Source organism: Paenibacillus sp. FSL P2-0173 (assembly GCF_038008045.1).
GTDB lineage: Bacteria > Bacillota > Bacilli > Paenibacillales > Paenibacillaceae > Paenibacillus > Paenibacillus polymyxa_B.
This window is the reverse complement of record NZ_JBBOYK010000001.1, coordinates 2059565-2081217: the sequence shown is the minus strand read 5'-3', so window position 1 is coordinate 2081217 and position 21653 is coordinate 2059565. Positions and strand designations below refer to the sequence as shown.

At 46.8% G+C, this 21653-nt stretch carries 21 protein-coding genes; 13 read left to right on the top strand and 8 right to left on the bottom strand.

What is annotated here, in order from left to right:
• The first annotated feature begins 31 nt into the window (after positions 1 to 31).
• The 3 genes from MKX30_RS09225 to MKX30_RS09215 all read left to right on the top strand — a co-directional run bounded on the left by MKX30_RS09225 (position 32) and on the right by MKX30_RS09215 (position 3459).
• On the top strand, positions 32 to 640 hold the full coding sequence (locus MKX30_RS09225) for a GNAT family N-acetyltransferase (protein ID WP_076295557.1): 609 nt from the start codon (positions 32 to 34) through the stop codon (positions 638 to 640).
• Between the two features lie 182 nt (positions 641 to 822).
• Positions 823 to 1827 (top strand): helix-turn-helix transcriptional regulator, encoded by a 1005-nt coding sequence (locus tag MKX30_RS09220; RefSeq protein ID WP_339200825.1) that lies wholly within the window; start codon positions 823 to 825, stop codon positions 1825 to 1827.
• A gap of 180 nt (positions 1828 to 2007) precedes the next feature.
• Positions 2008 to 3459, top strand: a complete 1452-nt coding sequence (locus MKX30_RS09215; protein ID WP_341062747.1) for an MFS transporter — start codon at positions 2008 to 2010, stop codon at positions 3457 to 3459.
• 107 nt (positions 3460 to 3566) lie between these two features.
• Here the strand turns inward: MKX30_RS09215 and MKX30_RS09210 are convergent, their stop codons facing one another.
• A complete protein-coding gene (locus MKX30_RS09210; RefSeq protein ID WP_341062746.1) occupies positions 3567 to 4445 on the bottom strand; it encodes an NAD-dependent epimerase/dehydratase family protein in 879 nt (292 codons plus the stop codon).
• A gap of 280 nt (positions 4446 to 4725) precedes the next feature.
• On the opposite strand from MKX30_RS09210, the gene MKX30_RS09205 reads away from it, so the two are divergent.
• Positions 4726 to 5106: an alpha/beta fold hydrolase gene (locus tag MKX30_RS09205; protein ID WP_245240370.1), complete on the top strand. Its 381-nt coding sequence runs from the start codon at positions 4726 to 4728 to the stop codon at positions 5104 to 5106.
• Between the two features lie 45 nt (positions 5107 to 5151).
• On the opposite strand, the gene MKX30_RS09200 is transcribed toward MKX30_RS09205, so the two are convergent.
• The 3 genes from MKX30_RS09200 to MKX30_RS09190 all read right to left on the bottom strand — a co-directional run bounded on the left by MKX30_RS09200 (position 5152) and on the right by MKX30_RS09190 (position 7819).
• A complete protein-coding gene (locus MKX30_RS09200; protein WP_023990134.1) occupies positions 5152 to 5892 on the bottom strand; it encodes a GTP pyrophosphokinase in 741 nt (246 codons plus the stop codon).
• 155 nt (positions 5893 to 6047) lie between these two features.
• Positions 6048 to 6857 (bottom strand): histidinol-phosphatase, encoded by an 810-nt coding sequence (locus MKX30_RS09195; protein ID WP_028541459.1) that lies wholly within the window; start codon positions 6855 to 6857, stop codon positions 6048 to 6050.
• A gap of 59 nt (positions 6858 to 6916) precedes the next feature.
• Positions 6917 to 7819 (bottom strand): LysR family transcriptional regulator, encoded by a 903-nt coding sequence (locus MKX30_RS09190; protein WP_023990132.1) that lies wholly within the window; start codon positions 7817 to 7819, stop codon positions 6917 to 6919.
• A 429-nt stretch (positions 7820 to 8248) separates the two neighbouring features.
• On the opposite strand from MKX30_RS09190, the gene MKX30_RS09185 reads away from it, so the two are divergent.
• The 5 genes from MKX30_RS09185 to MKX30_RS09165 all read left to right on the top strand — a co-directional run bounded on the left by MKX30_RS09185 (position 8249) and on the right by MKX30_RS09165 (position 13031).
• A complete protein-coding gene (locus MKX30_RS09185; RefSeq protein ID WP_023990131.1) occupies positions 8249 to 8707 on the top strand; it encodes a chemotaxis protein CheX in 459 nt (152 codons plus the stop codon).
• A gap of 39 nt (positions 8708 to 8746) precedes the next feature.
• Complete coding sequence (locus tag MKX30_RS09180; RefSeq protein ID WP_258297104.1) at positions 8747 to 9526, top strand: SDR family NAD(P)-dependent oxidoreductase; 780 nt, start codon at positions 8747 to 8749, stop codon at positions 9524 to 9526.
• A gap of 122 nt (positions 9527 to 9648) precedes the next feature.
• Positions 9649 to 11040, top strand: a complete 1392-nt coding sequence (locus tag MKX30_RS09175) for a DEAD/DEAH box helicase (protein ID WP_053326037.1) — start codon at positions 9649 to 9651, stop codon at positions 11038 to 11040.
• A gap of 18 nt (positions 11041 to 11058) precedes the next feature.
• On the top strand, positions 11059 to 11805 hold the full coding sequence (locus tag MKX30_RS09170; RefSeq protein WP_013311782.1) for an ABC transporter ATP-binding protein: 747 nt from the start codon (positions 11059 to 11061) through the stop codon (positions 11803 to 11805).
• A 2-nt stretch (positions 11806 to 11807) separates the two neighbouring features.
• On the top strand, positions 11808 to 13031 hold the full coding sequence (locus tag MKX30_RS09165; protein WP_053326036.1) for an ABC transporter permease: 1224 nt from the start codon (positions 11808 to 11810) through the stop codon (positions 13029 to 13031).
• Positions 13032 to 13148: 117 nt separating this feature from the next.
• Here the strand turns inward: MKX30_RS09165 and MKX30_RS09160 are convergent, their stop codons facing one another.
• On the bottom strand, positions 13149 to 13265 hold the full coding sequence (locus MKX30_RS09160) for a hypothetical protein (protein WP_023990126.1): 117 nt from the start codon (positions 13263 to 13265) through the stop codon (positions 13149 to 13151).
• 206 nt (positions 13266 to 13471) lie between these two features.
• Between MKX30_RS09160 and MKX30_RS09155 the strand changes: the two genes are divergently transcribed.
• Positions 13472 to 14749: a HAMP domain-containing sensor histidine kinase gene (locus MKX30_RS09155; protein ID WP_341062743.1), complete on the top strand. Its 1278-nt coding sequence runs from the start codon at positions 13472 to 13474 to the stop codon at positions 14747 to 14749.
• Positions 14750 to 14849: 100 nt separating this feature from the next.
• On the opposite strand, the gene MKX30_RS09150 is transcribed toward MKX30_RS09155, so the two are convergent.
• On the bottom strand, positions 14850 to 16148 hold the full coding sequence (locus MKX30_RS09150) for an aminotransferase class I/II-fold pyridoxal phosphate-dependent enzyme (RefSeq protein WP_023990124.1): 1299 nt from the start codon (positions 16146 to 16148) through the stop codon (positions 14850 to 14852).
• A 179-nt stretch (positions 16149 to 16327) separates the two neighbouring features.
• Between MKX30_RS09150 and MKX30_RS09145 the strand changes: the two genes are divergently transcribed.
• Positions 16328 to 17113 (top strand): helix-turn-helix domain-containing protein, encoded by a 786-nt coding sequence (locus MKX30_RS09145; RefSeq protein WP_023990123.1) that lies wholly within the window; start codon positions 16328 to 16330, stop codon positions 17111 to 17113.
• 185 nt (positions 17114 to 17298) lie between these two features.
• On the opposite strand, the gene asd is transcribed toward MKX30_RS09145, so the two are convergent.
• Both asd and MKX30_RS09135 read right to left on the bottom strand, forming a co-directional pair.
• Complete coding sequence (asd, locus tag MKX30_RS09140) at positions 17299 to 18096, bottom strand: archaetidylserine decarboxylase (RefSeq protein ID WP_028541464.1); 798 nt, start codon at positions 18094 to 18096, stop codon at positions 17299 to 17301.
• Between the two features lie 88 nt (positions 18097 to 18184).
• Entirely contained in the window at positions 18185 to 19312 is a 1128-nt protein-coding gene (locus MKX30_RS09135; protein WP_023990121.1) for a YheC/YheD family endospore coat-associated protein, read from the bottom strand.
• A gap of 205 nt (positions 19313 to 19517) precedes the next feature.
• Between MKX30_RS09135 and MKX30_RS09130 the strand changes: the two genes are divergently transcribed.
• Complete coding sequence (locus tag MKX30_RS09130) at positions 19518 to 20681, top strand: glycosyltransferase family 4 protein (protein WP_053326033.1); 1164 nt, start codon at positions 19518 to 19520, stop codon at positions 20679 to 20681.
• 113 nt (positions 20682 to 20794) lie between these two features.
• Positions 20795 to 21574 (top strand): WIAG-tail domain, encoded by a 780-nt coding sequence (locus tag MKX30_RS09125; protein ID WP_341062742.1) that lies wholly within the window; start codon positions 20795 to 20797, stop codon positions 21572 to 21574.
• The last annotated feature ends 79 nt before the right edge of the window (positions 21575 to 21653 follow it).

Genomic DNA, 21653 nt, shown 5'->3' with positions numbered 1-21653 from the left:
AAAAGCCAATCCATCCGCAGGAGGGAACATTGTGCTGACCAGAGAAATGCTTCGTCTTGGGCTACCGGAGCTTTACGCCCGTCGAGTCCGATTGCGCCAGCTAAGAGCGGAGGATTATCCCGCGCTGGAACGGATCCTATCCGATCCATTGGTGATCCAATATGTGAATCGAATTCGCAAGCCAGTCTATACACGAATGCGGCGTCTGGTTGCGCAAATTAAAGTATCTGCTGATTCACTAGATTCCCTGCATTTTGCGGTGGAATGGCATCAGAGAAATACAGGAGAAAGCAATTTACTTAGTGAATCCAATGAGCTTACCTCCTCACCGTTGCTCGGTATTGTCTCTTTTCAGCAATGGAATGAAAGAACGGGTGAGGCGCAATTGGGCTATATTCTGGATCGTCCTTTTTGGGGACAGGGGCTGGCTACAGAAATGGTAGGAGAAATGCTGAATTTTGGTTTCGGATCTTTGAAGCTCAAGCGGATCGAAAGTCGTTGCCAAGAGGATAATCAGGCTTCCATGCGCGTGCTTATTAAAAATAAGATGCGCCTGCTGCGTACAATTGGTGCTTATGATCCCTCAGGCGAGGTACCGAGTGTATTGGTATTTTCGATGACCCAAGGGGATTATGCGTAGAAATGGCAGTGGAATATTTTGTTACAAAGATGAAATATAACTGCAAAACAACTCTAACACAGGACGGGTACAATACAGACATGACCCCCTTTTGAATAATATATGTTGCTGGGACCCGATGATTCGGGTCCTCTTTTTTTGTTATCCTATAGTTAGAACCGAACAGGAAAGAAGGGCTGGCATTGGCTTTGAATATATGGAGTGCAGACATTCATCATTTATTTGACCAATTCACTGAGCTTGTGGATGGTCATATTCATCATAAAAAATCGGAGCAACAACTCACGATTCCCTCGCATATAGGTAAGGGAAGTATGACTCGCACACGGATTCGTCCAGGTATGGAAATCGTGGTCACGGATCTCACCTTTGAACAGAATATGAAGCTTCATATTCAGGAGGCTTGTCCGCTCTTTGAACTCAGCTATTGCTTAAACGGTGAAATATACTGTGAATGGAACGGCAAAGAAAGTCATACCAATCGGTTGACCGGGAATGTTTTATATTTAGAGGATGAACTGGTTTATGAGGAAAAGAAGGCAGGCGTTCACCAACAAATAGTGGAAATAAGGTGTTCTCCACAAGAGCTATTTTCTTACGCCGGAGATATTGCAGAAAAGCATAGCATAGAAACATGGTTACAACGTTACAAAGGGAATATTGACGCCTACGCGGATACGCCCGCCATGCACAAGTGTGTTTATGACATGATACATTGTAACTACAATGGGACGATGAAACGGTTATACATGGAAAGTAAGGCAATGGAGTTTATTGCATTGTTTGGGGAGATGGATGGACATGTAACAAGGGGGACAAGCCATTTTATAAGTCGTGAAGATATATCAAAGCTCCATAAGGCTCGTGAATTCGTCATTCTTCATTTTGAGCATCCCCTGTCCATTCAAGCGTTGGCCCGAAAGGTTGGGCTTAATGAATTCAAGCTAAAGAAAGGATTCCCCCATTTATTCGGAATGACTATTTTTGAAATGGTGCGTAAGCAAAGAATGGAAAAAGCTCTCTGGTACTTGGAAGTTGAACAATTAAACATTGGAGAGACGGCATTTTCAATCGGGTACAGCAACGCCAGTAATTTTACGACAACCTTTCGAAAGTATTATGGTTGTAATCCTAGCGAATATATCAAAAAAATACGTAATCCAGATACATTTACGAATAAATTTTAATGAAACAATCCTTCAAGCATGTCCATCATGTTTGGAGGTTTTTTTATTGGTGCTCCTTCTATAGGGATAGAAAATACCTTTGCAGGTAGAGACCTCCTTGCTTTATAGATGATAATGGTTATCAGTTGAGATGAGAAATGAAAAGATTAAAGATGCCCATTATAGGTTGGAGGAACTACAATGAAAGATCGTTTTGCCATAGCCATGACTAATCCTCAAGCAGTACAGCAGGTAGATTCGCGTCGCTGGTACGCATTAGCTCTTATTTTACTTCCTACTTTATTAATTTCACTGAACAACTATATGATGCAGGTTGCCCTTCCGATGATGCAGGCGGACCTGCATGCCAGTTTTTCAGAGGCACAGCTCATATTTACGGGATATTCTCTGGGATTGGCTGTGGCCTTGATATTGGGCGGCAAACTTGGAGATATGTATGGTAGAAGACGCATGTTATGTATCGGGGTGTTGGGGTTTACATTGATGGCTCTGTTAGGGGGGATCGTATCGCAGCCTACGTTAATCATTATGATTCGTGTGCTTCAAGGGATATCAGCTGCCATGATTCAACCCCAGATTCTATCTATCATGCAAAGCAGCTTTCTTCCCAAAGAGAAGGGACTGGTATTTGCAATTTACGGAGCTATCATTGGGGTTGGATTTACACTTGGTTTAATTCTGGGTGGATTTTTGGTAGACTGGAACCTTTTCGGCCTGGGCTGGCGCATCATTTTCTTTTTTAATGTCCCCTTTGGGCTGTTAGTGTTACTCTTTTGTCCTATTATTACGGAATCCTATGGCAGATCCGTGCCGAATATGGATTGGGGTGGGGCTTTTCTGTTGCTTCTTGGTTTAATGCTGTTTGTCTATCCGTTGACAACCGGGCAAAAGCAGGGCTGGGCTTTATGGACATGGGGGTGTCTGCTGTTGTCCATTCTGGTTTTGGTTGCTTTTATACTTACGCAAATGGGAAAAGAAAAGAGGGAAGGCTCGCCTTTTATTCGTCTATCTATATTTAGAAAGAGTTCATTCGGCGCAGGGATATTGACGGTAATTGTCATCTATCTTAGTATGTTTTCGTTCTTCTTTATTTTAAATTATTATGTACAATCCGGTTTGAAATACAGTGTTCGATCCACAAGCATGGTCTTTTTGCCGCTTGGTGTTGGCTTTTTCCTCACCTCATTATGGTCGTCCAGGCTAGTAAAGAAGTGGGGGAGCAAGGTGTTGAAATCAGGTATGCTAATCATGGGGATTTGTAGCTTTCTGCTCATTGGATCGTTACATCTAGATGCAATCCATTTATGTCATATTCAAAATATCACGATACTAGGTGTATATGGTCTGGGTCTCGGGATGGCCACAACGCCACTGGCCCATGTTGTCCTTGGGGCTGTATCGGCTGAAGAGGCAGGAACGGGTTCAGGCTTGTTTACGACCTTTATGTACTTGGCTAATTCGTTGGGTGTCGCTTTGATCGGTATCTTGTTCTCTTCCTCGCTCAATCACACACTTTCAGAAGCTAATCTGTCAGATTATATCAGAGCATTCTCTATTTCTGTGGCAGTGAGTGGAATTCTTGCCTTGGCTGGACTCATTTGCATTTCATTTTGTTACAAAGATGAAACATAACTGCAAAGTTACTTTAACATAGAGTGGGTACAACATAAACATGACCCCCTTTGAATAATATATATATTGCTGGGACCCGAAGCTTCGGGTCCTCTTTTTTTATGATTTTAGGAACGGTTCAGGCTGGTTATCAGCTCTGGAAGCCATTCATTTAGGGAGAGAAATGAGTACCCCTCTGACTGGGCTTTGGACGTATCCATGTACCACGATTGTGTAATACCGAATGGAGACATGTGCTCGTCTGCTGTTTTTTCTTTCACCACAGCTTGTTTTCCCGTTGTCTGCTCAATGATCGAAATGATCTCCCCAATCCTCACTGTACCGTCGGAGCAAGCATTTACAGGCCCTGTTAAAGGAGTGTGACCAAGCCAAAGTAGAAAATCTGCGGCTTCATCGGAACGAATAAATGAGATTTGTGCTACGGAATTAGGTACTCCGATTTCTCTTCCTTCACGAACATGTTCGATATGAAAATGAAGCCTTTTCGTATAATCATCTGTTCCCAATACAATCGGAAAACGAACAGCGACTACAGGGAATGTAGCTTGTTGCATAAAAACTGCTTCTGCCTGCCGTTTAGCCTCCTGATATGTAAAATCGTCTTTCCCGCCCTTGCGAACCGGGTAAGTTTGAGGATCAAAGATGCTCTCTGTCAGCACTTCCGGGCTCGAATCATAGACGGATAGGCTGGAGGTCACAATATACCTCTTGGCTTTAGCATCAAAAATGCGGCAGGCTTCGCTGGCTTCATCTGGAGAAAAGCAAATATTATCATAAACAACATCCCACACTTGCTCACCTACCGCCTCTGCGAGTGCCTGCGGGTCGGTACGGTCTGCACAGATCCGCTGAACGCGGTCACCAAACGAATCACTTGTTTGGCCTCGTGTGAGGATGGTAACCGAGTTCTCGGAACTCTCCAGCAGACGTTCCACCAGTCTCTTGCCAAAAAAGCGCGTTCCTCCCAATACAAGTACCTTTCTCATACTTTATCACTCCTTCGGAATGGTTTTCATAGATCAGGATTTTGCAAAATTCGATTCCAGTCGCTTATTGTTTTTTTGCAAAATCCTCAGATATTAAGGTAGACGAAATAATGACTGTAAAGGATACAGAGCGAATGAAAAGAGCTTAACATACTTTGATGAAGTGCTCTTAGTGCCGAACCATTTTGCAATCTATCATATACTTAGTTTATTTACATAGTTCATCTAACAATTAAGTAAAAAGAGGAGGATCATAGGCTGTAGTGGAGTCGCATGTCCTGTGGGGGCAGATGAATTTGAACCGGAGTGGCTCATCAAAAACGAACGTTATGAAATGATCCATCAAATGATGGAACGGCATGAGGAGGCACATCAGGGGAATTGGCAAGAGTTTATGCGACAGAGCGCACAGGATTGGCGCCAATATCCGCAATTGACACGTAACGAGCTAAGCAGCATTACGTGCCCTGCATTATTTATCGCGGGTGAACATGATGATTTTGCCACCGAAGAGCAGCTTCTGGAATTATGCTCATGGGTCCAAGACTCACGTTATCTAATTGCTCTGGGTTGTAGTCATCGACCGCACATGCTTAGAGAGAAGCCGATCTTAATCAATGATTCTATTCTTTCATTTTTGAACAAGCATGCAATTTGTTGATCATAAGATCAAATCATTCGCATAGCGGTGGAGCACCGCCTAATCTTACTCTCCTAGAAGCTTCAAGAAATTGGCTGGCACCGTAATTTGCTGATTATTAATCATAATCTTCCGAAGCTCCTCTATGGAGTCCTCTTCACCTCTAGCGTCTTTAATTTCCTTGATCTCACGATGTAGACGCTCCATTTGGAGATCTAGCGCATTAGCGGAATCTGCTGCGTTCTTTAATTCACGTGTCAGACTTTCGGGCACAGACTGGTTGTACTTATAAAAGATTTTATGCTCCAGGCTGGCCCAGAAATCCATCGCAATGGTTCGAATTTGCACCTCTACGCAGACTAGCTCTTCACAATCCGACATGAATACAGGAACTTGAACCAGCAAATGCAGGCTCTGGTAACCGTTCGGCTTGGGGTTCTTGATGTAATCCTTAATTTCCAGCACCTTCAAGTCACTTTGTCTCTGAAGCATGTTACTGACATCATAAATGTCAGAAATAAAAGAGCAAGTAATACGTAAGCCGGCGATATCCTTAATATGATTTTTGACAGCATCCAGGGATAACTCGCTATTTTTACGAAGCATTTTGTTCATGATGCTCTCAGGAGATTTAAGGCGTGATTTGGTATGCTCAATAGGGCTGTAATCGTGCAATGCTTGAAATTCCTGCTTTAATATTTCAATCTTGGTTTCCATTTCGTCGAGCGCAAATTTATAGATTAGCATAAATCGCGTGATGTCATGCTTTAGCTTTTTGATCTTGTCCATAGGATCTTCCAAGTGCATATGTAATTCTCCTCACACATAGATGTCATAATCTTGCTAAGCGTTCGCCTTTGCAATGGAATTATCACCTTATAAATTACAACCCTCAATAATCCCATTGCAGCAGCGTTCGTAAGATCAAATGATTTGCGGAGCGGCAATTCCCACCTTAAATTTTAAAGCGCCACAGGAATTTTACGTTTTTCTTTAAAATAGACCCATTCCCGGAAGCCGATATCCTTCAGCATTGCCTTTACTTCTTCCCAATCATCGCCTACCCGCGAAGGCTTATGGGCATCCGAACCAAAAGTGACCTCCACACCAAAATGGTGCGCTCTTTCTAAAATAGAAGCAGACGGGTACCATCCGCCACTCAGCTTGGTTTTACCCGAAGTGTTAATTTCAATCGCCACATTGGATTCCGCAATTACCCGCAAGGTTTCATCAATGGCTGTATCGGCAGGAATGTCTGAAAAGGCAGGGAAGTTCCCCTTCATTGCGTCAATATGACCTAAAATCTGAAACATGCCGCTTCGCGCAGATTCCTGAATGAGCGCATAGTAGGCTTGTTTGACCTCGATTTTACGAGCGTCGCTTAATTTGTTCCAACGGTTACGGTTAAAAATGCTGTCCCCTTCGACATTGTGAATCGACCCAATGAGGTAATCAAATGGATAAGGAGCCAGAGTGGAACGATATAATTCAGCGAAATCAGGAAAATAATCTGTTTCCAATCCGAGGAGCACGTCAATACGGCCTTCGTATTCCTTTTTGAGCTGTTGTACCTCTTCTACGTATTCAGCAAGCTGTGACTTAGCCATATAAATTTTAGGAAAAGCCTGATCCTGTTCGCTACATAGAAAGGGGGAATGATCCGAAATGCCAATAGCTTGTAAGCCAGATTGAATACCTGCTTCAATATAATCCCGAATGTTGCCGTCTGCATGACCGCAGCGGAAATGATGGGTGTGCAGATCAAATTTCATAGCCTGTCTTCCTTTCGTAACCAAGTTTATATTGCGTATGTTGTTCATAGCGAATTACGTTATTCAGAACTGGTAAAATTCGTCTCCGGCATCCCCTTCAGATCACTTAAAAATTGCTGCATGGCTGAGTTTAGATATCGGCCGGATTTATAAATCACTCCTACCGGATGACTAACTTCCAGCTCGGGAATATGGATCATTTTTAATGTGCCTGCACGCAGTTCCGAAGTGACCGACAGTCTGGAAATAATGGCAGCACCGAGATTAATTTCGACCATCCGTTTGACTTCCTCACTGCTGGACAACTCGATCACGACATGAGGTACGATTTGGTGCTTTTTAAATACATCGTCCACGAATTTTCGTCCCACCGTATCGGGAGAGAGCAGAATAAGCGGAATTTCCCGAAGGGCTTCAATGGTAGCATGTGGTTGTGAGGCCAGCGGATGAGTAGGAGACACGACTAGCTCGAAGGAATCGTAATACAGAACCGAAGTGCTTAAATTGGGATTACGTTCGATCAGATAGCCGATGCCAACATCAATAAGTCCGTTCTCCACCTGCTGATAAATCATTGAGGAAGCCATGGATTGAATGGAGGTTTTGATGAGAGGGAACTGATCCTGAAAGTAGGAAAGCACGCGCGGTAAAATTTGAATAGCGATGGATGTTGTGGTACCCAGCGCAATGTGACCCTGCGGTGTTTCGTTTAGATCGTACAATTTTTGTCTTAATTCCTCAACAACCTCCAATATGCGCTCGGCGTGTTCCAAAAAAACAGCTCCCCGGTCGGTCAGGGTGACGGGCTGGTTGCGGTCAATCAGAATGGTTTTGAACTCATCCTCTAGACTTTTAATTTGGGCGGACACCGCCGGCTGCGTCAAATTGAGAAGTTCTCCGGCTTTGCGGAAGCTCATTGTTTTGGAAATCATGATAAGTGTTTCAAGTTGACTGATGTTCATGAAGTTCCTCCTCTCTTTTCTTAATCTTGTCGCAGCTGTATAGAATGAATATTTTTAGCCAATCCATAGGTTCATATGTAAAACCGTCGTTATGCTTTATTTCATTAAATTATAGGTTATTCGAGCAGGAAGGGCAATGAATCGAAGCAGAGCACCTTAAAGTGTGGTATATTGGGAAATAAAGACTAAAGTCCTGATATCCTTCAAAAATAATCAGTCTAAAATCGGTAAGAAGCAAAGATATAGGACATTATTCACATTTTTTGTGGTTTAGCTATAAAAAATTACCGGGCAGCTGTCGATAAGTGATAGAGAGAGCATTTTGTTGAGGATCGATGCGTTTTACAGTAATATTTAATTAAAAAATTCTAATTTAAATGGGACTTTTGTTGTATGTCTAAAAGCCCATCGTAAAGGGGCGCTTTGATCGTGAAGGCAGAAGTGATAAATCCTTTTTTGGAGTCGGCGCGACGGGTCATTGAACAATTGATCCAAGTATCTCCTTCACCCGGAAATCTTGGTGTGAAAAATGTCGAGCTGGTGGACGACCACATCTGGATTATGATCGGGATGACCGGACAGCTTAGCGGAAATATTGTGTTCGGCCTGAATGAACAGGTGGCGCTACGTATGGTATCAGCGATGATGGGCGGATTTGTGTTGACTGAAATTGATGAGATGGGAAAAAGCGCAATTTCAGAATTGGGCAATATGATTAGTGGTAATGCCAGTACGATTTTGTCCAATCAGGGAATTGTCGTGGATATTACGCCTCCGCAGGTCATGAAATCAGAAAACTTGACCACTTTTGTGCCTCAGCGTGCCCTTTATATTCCGCTCACGGTGGAAGGAATCGGCGAGCTGGATATTCAGGTGATGATCTCTTAATATTAAAGGAGCAAGTTTCCTTAATGTGGAGGGATGACCGTGAGTATACTACAGGACAAGATAGTTGTGATTACAGGTGCATCTAGTGGAATTGGCGCCCTTTGCGCTCAGTTGTTAAGCGAAAAGGGCGCGATTCCTATTTTAACAGCACGCTCGCAGGAGCGACTGAAGCAAGTATCTGCGGGAATCAGCGGTAGGCATGAGCTTATCCAACTGGACGTCACCCGCCAGGAGCAGGTAGAGGCTGTTGCTGCACGAGTATTGGAACAGTACGGACGGGTCGATATATTGCTTAACAATGCGGGCTACGGAAAGTTTGAGTATTTTAATGAAACCGACCTGACGGAGTTTGAACAAATGATGGACGTGAACTACATGGGTGTTGTTCGCTGCATCAAGGCGTTTCTGCCGCAAATGACAGAGCGGGGCCATGGACAGATTGTCAATGTAGCATCGATGGCCGGGAAAATCGGGACAGCCAAATCATCCTCTTACACGGCGACGAAGCATGCATTGCTGGGTTTCAGCAATGCGCTCAGGCAAGAGCTGCGCGGGAGTGGAGTGACTGTAACGACGATTAACCCGGGGCCGATCGACACACCGTTTTTTGAGCTGGCAGATCCTTCAGGAGGATATGTTCGCAATGTAAGCTGGTTTATGCTACAACCTGATAAGGTAGCACGGCATATCGTAAGAGCGATGGAGCTTAGCAAGGAAGAGGTTAATCTGCCACGGTGGGTATCTCCTTTTCTCAAGCTGTATCAGTTAGCTCCCAGACTAACCGATAGGCTGGGTCATGGTGTGATGAATAAGAAATAAAAGATGTCCCGTAAGCCATTAGCTATGGTGAGGGACATCTTTTATTTTTGTGATTTGGTAACAGGGCTATTTTCGCATATAATGGAGAGTAACGAATTTACGTATAGGGGTTGGACCTTTTCATGACATTGAATTTTGAATCGCTCGGCGTTGAACAAGATCTATTGGACAAACTGACTGAGCATGAAATTACACAGCCTTCGCCAGTTCAGGCAGAGGCTATACCGGAAATAATGAAGGGAAAGCATGTTTTGGCGCGTTCACAAACTGGCACAGGCAAGACACTGGCTTATTTGTTGCCGCTGTTGCAAGCGATTGATCCACAGAAAAAGGCTACGCAAAAGCTGATACTAGCTCCAAGCCAGGAACTGGCCATGCAAATTGTACGTGAGGGTCAGCGCTACGGAGAGCATCGCGGAATCCGTGTACTCGGTCTGATTGGTGGGGCGGCTATCAAACGTCAAATCGAAAAGCTCAAGGATCATCCACAGCTTGTCGTGGGCACACCAGGACGTGTACGGGAACTCATCGCTTCGAAAAAGTTGAAAATGCACAATATTACAGCCATTGTTATTGATGAGGTGGATCAGATGTTCCAGCTCGGCGGAGCAGGCGATGTAACAAACATATTGGGCACCGCCCAACGTGATCGTCAATTGGTATTCCTGTCCGCAACGCTGAACGATGAGATTCAGTCGCTGGCGAAACGAGAGATGCGTGAATACGTAGAAATTGGGATTGATCCCGACCAAAAGACGGCCAGTGGACTGGAACACTATTACTTTGTATCTGAAGAACGGGATAAGGTGGATATGCTGCGCCGTCTAGTGCGTCATTTTAATCCAAGAAAAGCGCTGGTGTTCGTGAATACAACCAATGCCATCGGGGAGATTGAAGCCAAGCTCAAGCATATGGGGCTGACTACGGCATCCTTGTATGGAGATGCGGATAAAGTCACGCGTAGCAACGTGTTGGCCCGATTCCGCGAAGACAAGCTCAAAGTGCTGGTCGCTTCGGATGTGGCAGCCCGTGGTCTGGATATTGAGGGACTTGAAATGGTCATTCATTTTGACCCGGCTACGGATAGTCAAGCTTATGTTCACCGTGCAGGACGGACAGGACGGATGGGACGCAAAGGATTGGTGGCGTCGGTTGTTACCGACCGTGAAACGTTCATCATGCGTAAGTTCTCCCGTGAACTGGGCATTGACATCGCAGAGCGTGCGTTGCATGGAGGTCGAGTAGTTGTGCCGCGTCCGGCGGATGCTAAGCGTGCATCCGTAAGACCATCCGAGGCCAGATCCATATCTGACGGAGCACAGGCGGAAAACCGTAAGGCACCTGTTCGTACCGAAAACGGACGTCCTGGCAGGAATTCCGCGAACGGTTCAGCTCCAGGCAAGAGCAAAGGAGCAGCCTTGTCCAAAGCAGGAAAAGCACAGCGTGAGCGTGATCGCAAAAACAAGGGTGCACCAAGATGGCTGAAGGAAAAAGGATCAAAACCGAACGAGTAAGGGAGAAGAGGGGGAGCCATGGAACAACAGCCTGTGTTGCAAATTAACGGACTGACCGGCGGATATAGCGCCAAGCGCCCGGTGCTGCATCAGATTTCGCTGGATGTGAAACCGGGCGAAATGGTAGGATTGATCGGTCTGAACGGGGCCGGGAAAAGTACGACCATGAAGCATATTTTGGGCCTGATGACACCGCAGGCCGGAGAAATTCGTGTGCAGGGTCATAAGCAGGATGAAAATCCCGAGGAGTATCAGGGAGCCATTGCTTTTGTACCTGAATCTCCAGAGCTGTATCCTGAAATGACGGTGATGGAGCATATGGAATTCACGGCCAGAGCGTACGGAGTTAGCGAAGCAGATTTCCGCACACGCAGTGATCAAATGCTGGACTTGTTCCGTATGCGGGATAAAAGTGGAAGTATGTCGATGCACCTGTCTAAAGGGATGCGCCAGAAAGTGATGATTATGTGCGCATTTTTAGCGGGACCGCCGTTGTATGTCATAGATGAGCCTTTTTTGGGTTTGGACCCGCTTGGTATTCGTTCCCTGCTTGACTTTATGTTAGAGATGAAGCGTTCGGGTTCGTCCATTCTGCTCAGTTCTCATATTTTGTCCACGATTGAAAATTATTGCGATCGTTTCATTGTACTTCATCAGGGTGCCATCATTGCACAGGGTACGCTGGACGAAGTGACAGCACAGGCGGGTAAGCCGGGCATGCCGCTGGAAGATGCATTTTATGAGCTGGTACAGGGCAGGGAATGAGCATGGATTTGCAGCGTTTGCATAAAGAAAGACGTGTAGCGTTCTGGGGACAGGTGCTGCCCTATCTGGGCTATGTCATTCAGAGCGGTCTGGCGGTGGTCTTCGGCTTTGCACTGATTGCCTTTGCCGCATGGTACACGTCGCTGCTGATGCATACTCCACCGGATTTGCCCATCCGCTGGATCATGCTTATTGTGGCTATTCCGATTGCTCATGCGAGCTTTCGTACGTATTTAAACGCGGCGGATATTGTTTTCCTCCGTCCACAGGAGCACGCGATGCACGATTATTTTAAGGCCAGCCGGATTCGGGGTGTGGTGTATAAAATATTCGGTTTGCTATTGCTGTCTATTATCGTGTGGCCGCTGTATATTCGCAGTGATACCGCGCCTAAGCCGCTGCTACTGACCCTGCTACTGTTTGTGCTGTTAAAGCTGCTATTCAGCTACGGCGGCTGGCAAGAGCTTCGCATGGTATCGATTGGCGGGAGTGTAGGCTATCGTCTGCTTCGGTGGGTGTTGGCTGTGCTGATGGTAGCCGCATGGCTATGGCAGCCTCCACTACACAGCGTGCCATTTATCATATTGGTCGGTGTGGTGTACGTGCTTGTTCTGCGTTTTCCGGTCAAGCTGCTAGTGGCTTGGGAAAAGCTGATTCGCACAGAGGGTATGCAGGCTGCTCGGGTGATGCGCACTTTGGGCTGGTTTGTCGATGTGCCCGCCCTTACGCAGAGAGTGACGCCACGTCGTTGGCTGTCCTGGTTGGGAGGTAACATACCTTGGAACAGAAGGGGAGCGTATCGTTACCTGCTGTTTAAGACATTCCTGCGTACAGAGCCAGCAGGTATTGTCATTCGGCTTGGAATTCTGGGGTTGTTAATTATATATATCACCCATGCTAGCTGGATTGGGATTGCAGTATATTTATTTTTCATATTCCTCATTGGTGTACAGGTTACTTCACTAAGGCAGTATCACAAGGATTCGTTATGGCTTCAGTTATATCCGATTCCTGCGCATAGTCGTCGTGCGTCTTTTCTCGACTTTGTTGTTCGGTTGACGTTGCCGGCTGCTGTGGTTCTGTGGCTTCCTTTTCTGGCAAAAGGAACGGAAGATCTACTGTCTACACTGCTCACGCTGCTTGGGGGAGTTGCAGTAGTGTTCCTGTTACGAGGCGCTCAAGCCAAAAAATGGCGTTTGGACGGGCAGGATGAAGAAGAAGTGTAATGTGTATCTATGTGAATAAAGTAAAGGCTAATTCGCAAGCAGCAAGAGCTGTCTGCGAATTAGCCTTTTTTTGTATGCTCACTGCTATCGTAGCTGTGGGTGCAGATAATCGTCTGCTTATATGAAGATCGTTTTGCTGATGATAACTAATAAAATGAACAGTACCAGAATTGTTCCTGTGCTTGTAAATGCGCCGTAACCACCGTAACCGCCTCTTGTTTCTTCTGCTCCCATGCTCATTCTCCTCTCGGTCATTGTGATAAAGGATACATCGTATCTTATGAAGTGGATTTTCAGATTGCGTGGGCCAATGCTCAGTTGTGTTGCCGAATCGCCTTATATTTTTCATCAGATGTAGGGGAGGAGAGAGGAAAAGGCACGTATTATCGAGAATAGAAGAAGTACGTAGTCATTATCACTTGGAAAGTGGGAAAGACGAGATGCTGGTAGATAAGCTGCTCGTGAACATATTTCTTGTGTTTGTACCATTATTAGTATATAGCTCTTTGTCAGATCATCGGCATATGAAACATACCCCGTTGCTTATGGGAGGGGTGCTGGGTGTGTCTTCTGTGCTTTGCCTTATGTTTTCGTACATCTGGTATGGATTATATTGGGATCTTCGATATGTTCCTCTGATCCTTTCTGTTTTATATTTTGGTCCTAAGGCAGGACTTCTAAATATAACGCTGATGGTGATGGCTCGTATGTATATAGGTCCTGAGTCTATTGTGGTAGGATTTCCCAGTATGATGTTGTGTTATTTGGGCCCTCTCTTGGTGAGAAAGAAGTTTATGCAGCTCAATAGTATGTTGCTTCGGGTGGGCATGAATATGCTAATGAGTATATGGACCAATATTGCCATGCTTATAATTCTGTTAATACATTCCTGGGCCAATGGCAGGCTGGATAAGGATGAGATCGAGCTGATCCGGGCAATACTCTGGTTCGGTGTGATTCAATTCCTAAGCATTGGAGCCTCCTCTTTCTGGATGGAGTTTAGTTTGGAACGGGAAGAAATGAGAAGGAAGGTTAAATATGCTGAGCATCTGAATACGTTAGGTGAACTGGCTGCCTCTATGGCTCATGAAGTAAGGAATCCGTTGACCGTGGTTAAAGGGTTCCTGCAAATGGTTCAGTCAGGGCTAGAAGGGAAAAATCGCAGATATATTGCTTTGGCACTAGCAGAGGTCGATCGGGCTGAAAGAATTATTAGCGACTATCTGAACTTATCCAGACCGCAGATTGGGAACACAGAGCTGATGGATCTGTCTGGCATGGTTCAACAGATTGTTTTGCTTTTGAAACCGATGGCGACCAAGCAAGGCGTAAGACTGTATACTGAGCTAAGGAATGAAATATACGTACATATGGATCGTAATCAGCTGTTACAGGCGTTAATACATGTGACGAAAAATGCGATCGAAGCTGCGGATGATGGAGGCAGGGTATACATAAAGCTGGCGATTCAGGAAGAGAAGGCATGTCTGCATATTAGGGATACGGGAAAAGGCATGAGTCAGGAGCACCTGGAGCGAGTGGGGACTTTGTTTTTTTCAACCAAAGAGGTAGGAACAGGACTGGGAACGGTCGTCTCCTTTCGAATCATTGAAGCCATGAACGGAAGTATACACTATGAGAGTGAGCCCGGAGTCGGAACTGAGGTAGTCATCCTGCTGCCACTCGCACAGAAATCTTTGCTCGCTGCTGAAGGATAGTTTGTTTCGAAGTGTCATTCACAATGGTTCAGCCCATTAAAAAGCGGTATGCGCAACATCTGGCATACCGCTAATGATGCTATATTTAATCTGTTACATATTAGGTGTTCAACAAATCTTGTGCGCCACGGTAAACAATGTCATACAGGTCTTCCAGATACTCTTCCTCGATACATGAGAATGCGATTCGGAGGTCATATTCACCCAGCGCAATTGTTCCTACCCCATATTGTTCCAGCAAATGTGTGCGCAGTCGTTCAGCGGACAAGCCGTTCAGCTTGAGACACATAAAATAACCCGAATTGAAAGGATAGTAGCTCCATACATCTCCGTATTTTCCACTATCGAGCAACGCTTTGACTTTGTTAGCCCGTCCCTTCATAATCTGGAACTTTTCTTTCTTCTGTTGTTCAAAGTCCGTTGACTTGAGGGCATCCAGGACGAAGGTTTGAGATGGGTGAGGACCGCTCGAAATCGTTGCCCGAATAATCCCTAATGTTTTTTGTTCCAGTGCGCTCAGTACATCCTGATGTTCCGAAGCAAAGGTAATAAATCCGACACGGAAGCCCCAAACGAATTCTTCCTTGGTAGCTCCGTCAATTTTGACTGGTAGAATTCTCGGATGAAGTCCAGCTAACTGACCGAATAGTGATTCATGCAGGGAGTCCTCGAAGAACAGACCAAAATAAGCGTCATCCGTCACAACTACGACATTGATGCCCGCTTCCGCGGCTTCCTGGATGGCAGCAACAATTGCTTTACCCTCTTCCACTCCCGGTGTGTAGCCTGTTGGGTTATTCGGGAAGTTCAGCACAACGATCGCTTTGCCGTATTCTTTCTGTGCCAGTAGCGCGTCGCGTAATCCTTCACTATTAAAACGTTGATCCTCTGTGAACAACGGGAAATTCACCAAACGTCCATGACGGCGAATACCGAAAGTCAGCTCATAGTTTTCCCAGTTTTTGTCTGGATAAATGACAGCGTCCCCTTCATCCGTGAACAGGTCGGCAACGATGCTCAAACCGTGGGTCAGCGCGTTCGTAACTACGGGAAGGCCGTAATTTTTCCCAGCCAATGAAGGGTTTTCCTTCAGCATTTTGTCACGCCATACACTACGAAGTTCAGGTTTGCCCGCAGGGGGAGCGTAAGGGTATAAATCCTTGGGATTGTAAGCGGACAACTTCTCCTGAATGACCTCCAAATGCATAGGACCATTGCCTTCTGTAGCAATGCCGATCGTGGCGTTGTACTTTTTAGCAAGCTTCCCTGCTTCTGCGGATTGACTCAAAATCCCTTCTTTTGGGAAATAAATTTCTTTCCCTAAAAGAGAAAGCATTTGATATACATGCTCGTTGCCTGTCTGAATGTTTTGGTTTAACTGCGCTGCCAGTGGATTCATTCCCGTTTCATCCTTCCAAGTCATTTTGATTACATATTATAGCATTACACACGGTAAGCGTCACGCAAAAGCATCTGGAACATAAAAGCGCATTTTTTTGCTTAATGACGGCGCTGAGCTTATATTATAAATTAACGGGATAAAGGACAACCAAAGATGAACAAGAGGAGGTGCAGATTTTGCTGGATACATCTGCGTCATCGTTTATCCTGTTGTCGGCTTTCGCCAAAATTGTGTGCGAGCCGGGCTGGAAGTGGCAGGTACGCGAGAAGCCGATGCCAAACTATGATTTATTTTATGTATGGAGCGGAGAAGGAACAGTGATCTTAAACGGGACGTCGTATCCGGTAAGCAAGGGGAGTTGCTTCCTGTTCAAGCCGGGGGATGATACCCGTGCCACACATAACCCGCAAAAGCCGCTCATACTTACCTATATTCATTTTGATCTTATCGAACAGCCAAAGCTTATCCCTGCAAGCTACCGTATGCTGGAGGAAACGTTCGAGGTAGAGCATATGCTTGCCAGATACGTTCGACTACGTCTGGAGCGTGCTTACGGAGCTGACGAGGAAGGCAAGCTGATCCTGAAACAACTGATGATTCATCTGCTGCGTGCGGACCGCAAGGAGCCTCAGGAGCAACAGGCCAGTAACCAGCTCACCGAGGTCATTCGGGAAACGGCCAACTATGTGCGTCAGCATCCGGGACTTCCTCATCGCGTCGAGGATTTGGCTGCACGGGCGGGGCTGTCACCGCGTTATTTTTCGATTAAATTCAAGGAGCTGCTGGGTGTGTCCGCGCAATCTCATATTATCAGCATGCGGATTGAGCGTGCACAGCATCTATTACTACATGCCGGAATGAATGTGACCGAGGTGGCAGAGGCTCTGGGGTATCGTGACATCTTTTTTTTCAGCCGCCAATTCAAGCAGTATACGGGGAAAAGTCCGTCTGAGATCCGGTAATGCTATGGACGGTGGACAAGCTGTTTCGGATTTAGGCGTAATGGGATTAACGAATAACGAATATAAAGGATAAATTCCAAAAAGGACCCGAGCAGTTACGCCGGGTCCTTTTTTTATGAGCAATTTAGCATCATCCGATCCCGATGCTCATATGTGTAGCTATAATACGGTTACGGTAAATTCACTTATGCTTTGGGATCATGTCGAAAGCAACCCAGACGTTGTCCCATTTTCACCGCATCCCCCGGCTTCAATGCGGGGTCTGGATCAAACGTGCCGTTTTCAGTTAGCAAAACGACAGTTGATCCAAATTCGAAATAGGCGAGATCGTCTCCTTTTGTCCATGAGACGGCTTTATCATCCGTATATTTGATGCTACTCACATTCATTGCGCCAACCTTGACGACCGCCACCTCACCATATTCATGGGCAATGTACGTAATCTGTCGTTCATTGCGGCTAAGAACTGCTCGCATATGTTGCAAGCCGAAGTCATTCACTGGGTATACCTTGCCGCGCAGATGTTCTTTTTCTACCAGCGTACCGGATACTGGTGCATGAATGCGATGATAATCCGTCGGGCTGAGATAGAGTACAAAAGCATAGCCGTGTGTGTATTTTTCAAGACGCGGAGAGCGGTTAAGAAGCTCTTCCAGCGTATAGTCCTGCCCTTTGACATCCAAAAGAGTGCCGGACGTAATTGGGCCAGTGAAAGTAATCCGTGCATCCACCGGACTGGTCATCACCTCGGCGTTCGTATCAATCGGGCGCATGCCCGCTTTTAATTTGCGTGTAAAATAGGCGTTCAGGGAACGGTATTCCTTCCATTCCTGTTCCGCCTCATGCGTCTGGATCTGGTACGTACGTATAAAGGTGGGGATAAAAAGTCGGCTTGCACCGCTTTGCGCGAAGGAGCCTACAATCCGGCACACCCACTTGCGCGATGATAGCTCCGTCATGAGCCGCAGCCACTGTTTTGCCATTACAGATCCCCCTTGTTCATTTCCGAGCCGTCTTGGCCGGAACCTGTCCGGCCGCTCTGAACTATATTGACACAGAATGTGACGTAAATCAATACAGTGGACGGCCTGGTGAACGTTCGGTGTCTGACGAAGGCATCCGTTCGAGAAGCCAACGAGCGTAAGCCATCGGCTGAGTGTATGTTTCTTTCCAGACATTGTGCATGCCCGCCTGGCTGAAGCCATAGCGCTGATCACGACCGTTGCATTCGATAAAAACAATCTTGCCCTCATGGGTAATTCCCAGATCCAGACCGACGTCGGCGAGACGGGGAAGGGTTTGTGCCAGTCGGTGCACGATTTGTAACGAGAGTCGCTCCAATTCATTCATCAGCCGGACTGCGTTCGAAGTCTGAACCGTCTCGGTTTGTGATAATACCTCCAGTAGGGAACGGGCCGTACCGCCCTGTGCAACATTGGAAACGAAGGTGTGGGAAGGAGCAATTTTAGCATACATGCCTGTCACACCCCAGATACCGCCATATCCGCGCTGAACTGACACACGGACATCAAACGGACGATTATTGTTCAAAGCAAGCGGTATGGTTTCCTGTACGATATGAGGCACATGCAGCAGTCGTTTGTGTAGAAATAATGGGAGTTCCCCAACATTCAAACGTAGTGTGGACCAACGCTCAGGTATAGCCGGATGAGCACATTGCAAAGTCCAGCCTCCGCGGGAATGCCGCAGACGCATAATTCCTCTACCTACGCTACCGCTACTGGGTTTAATTACAACATCTCCGGTTTCCTCCATCAAGGTATGGATGGAGGAAAGGTTGCCTTGCAATGTTTTGGGGAGGTGGATGCGTAGCAAAGGGTCTTCCTGCAGAATTGCATGTATATGGTCTTTGTGGAAACGGTTTTGTTCATTAAAAATATAGAATCCCTTTTGTACAAGCTTGTTGATATCGCTAGCATTTTCATTTTGCCGATAGAGAGTCCGATTGTGGATGACCGGCGGCAACGGAAGAGTCATCTGCCGATACTCGTTGCCGTGTTTAACAAAAGCCCGGCATGTTCCGGTTGCTATATGAATATCCTCCAGACGAAGAAAGCAGGGGATGAGCTCGTAGCTTAACCCGGCGTCCTCGTAATTGGCGATAGATTCATATCGCGTCCTCATGGCGGGAATGCCCCGGTAGGTTGCCGGGTTGAGCATGACGCCGACATGCAACATGAGTATGTCCGCCCTCCTTGTAGTCACTCCAACTGATCATACTGTGATTCTAGTCCATCATATGTATCAAAGATCGGCCAGGCATGGACGCTAGCCTTGCGGTAAGCCCAAAGTTAGAAGCGAGGCACCTTTCAGGGAGGCGGACGATATGATACAAGATGATTGTTGAAGAGTGTTGGAATAGGGTCAGAAAGTAGGTGAGGTGATGCAGAGGCCGAAGGTAGCAGTCGTTACACCGGGCTCCTTTGTTATACCTTCGCCCCGCAGCAGTTCTGTGGAGCGGGTAATTGCCCACATGGTACCGCTGGCTAGTCATGAGCTCCAAGCGCAGATCTATGGCATAAAGGGAGCAGAGGCACCTGATCATGGCGATGTCGACGGAATTCCCTGCATGCGTTATAAGCGGGGAGCAGGTTATATTTCTGAGGTGATTGCTGATTTAAAGAGATGGTTACCAGCGGTAGTAGATGTACACAACCGTCCGGCAGTTGCGTATGCAATTCGCGAGGCTTTACCCGATAGTCGGGTTGTGCTGACTTTGCATTCGACCACGTTCATCCGGGAGCCCCACCTCAAACGGGAGGAGATGGGTAGGCTGCTGGCATCGATGGATCGCATTATCGTGAACAGTGCGTATTTGGGGGCAATCGTAGCTTCTGACTGTCCCGACGCGGTCAGGGAACGCATCGTCATAAACAAGCTGGGTATCCATCCCGGTGATTTCCTACCAAGGTGGACTCCTGCAGCAGAAGCGGCCAGATCGGCGCGATTGGACGATTTCGGCTGGTCAGGCCGTCAAATCGTGTTATTCGCGGGCAGACTGATGCCAGGAAAGGGCGTTCACCGACTGCTCAAGGCCCTGCGGCATGTCGTCCGCGCCTGCCCGGACATACTGCTGCTCATTGCAGGTAGTGCCTATTACGGGCATGACCGCCTCACGCCGTACACGGCGTCGTTGCATCGGCAGATGCGTAAACTAAGGTTGGGGAAGCATGTGCAATTCCTAGACTATGTCCCGCATCCAGCATTGGCCTCGCTATATCAGCTAGCTGATGTGACCGTTGTTCCTTCAGTGAAGGATGAGGCCTTCGGGCTGGTCAATCTGGAAGCCATGGCAGCAGGAGTGCCTGTGGTCGCTTCACGAATCGGCGGTATTCCGGAAGTTGTACAACACGGCGAGACAGGCTGGCTTGTGTATCCGTCTCACGGTGAGCAGGAAATGGCCGATGCCATCATCAGGCTGCTCCAGCAACCTGGCTTGCGACGACGGATGGGAGAAGCCGGGCTTGACGAGGTACGAAGACGATTTTTATGGCAGCACTCAGCACAACGCTGGGCACAAATCATAACGGACTGCGCAACGGAGTGACGTAGGCGCTGTTACGCGCATAGGCTATCTTATAGGCATTAGCCATGATTTCCAGCCGGGTGAATGAAGCGGGGCGACCGCTGGTTCACTCCTGTGCCAAAGGAGCGATCACCATGAACCATCGTACGAACCATAGCCCTAAGGATAAAAGAACAGCGCGGCGTAACCTTCCCAATGCGGTTCCCTCACCCCGTGTTAACAAGGAGAAAGCAGCTTCGACCTCCGGCAGTCATAGACTGAGCCAGCGCGGGACGGCAACGGTCCCTGCCCCCGTAGAGAAGGATACCTCGGTTCAAGCTATAGAGGAAGCGGCATGGAAGAAGCATAAGCTTCCCAAAACGCTAGAGGAAGCGATGCAGATGAATCGAGCATCTGTACTGCTGTTGTCTGTGCCTGAGTCAGATACGGAATACAGGACGGATAACGACATACCGTCTATTACGACGGAAGATCAGGCAGAGCAAGATTCGCTACTGGATTGTTCCATAACCAGTATTCACATTGCGGAAGGAAGACACCGCCCAAAGCAACGCGTGGTCTTGCCTGAGCAAGATATCGATCCAGCTTTCGATACGGAGAAAGAATTAGACTTGAATGCCATTCACGACGAATCAGCGACCAGTGACGAGGCTTCTGACGATCATATAGCTTCATCTCAATATGGGAGCATTTCTTTTCACCTCCCCGCACGAGCGGATAGGGGCGAAGTGAGCGTTATATTTGAGAAGCCTTTTATAGATACACAATATGTAATCACTGCCAGTGCGAGTATACCGGGAGTGCTGGTATCCGTCACACAACGTCAGAGGTATTCAGCAGTACTTACTGTGGAACGCATACACTCAGGTCCGATATGTGAAGGGTTGGTCCTTTGGATTGCGATGGGGCAATAATAAGAAGCCAGGAATATAAGTTGCCAATAATCAACTTCATACTAGAAAAAGGCGTCCCACAGTGGGACGCCGTATACAT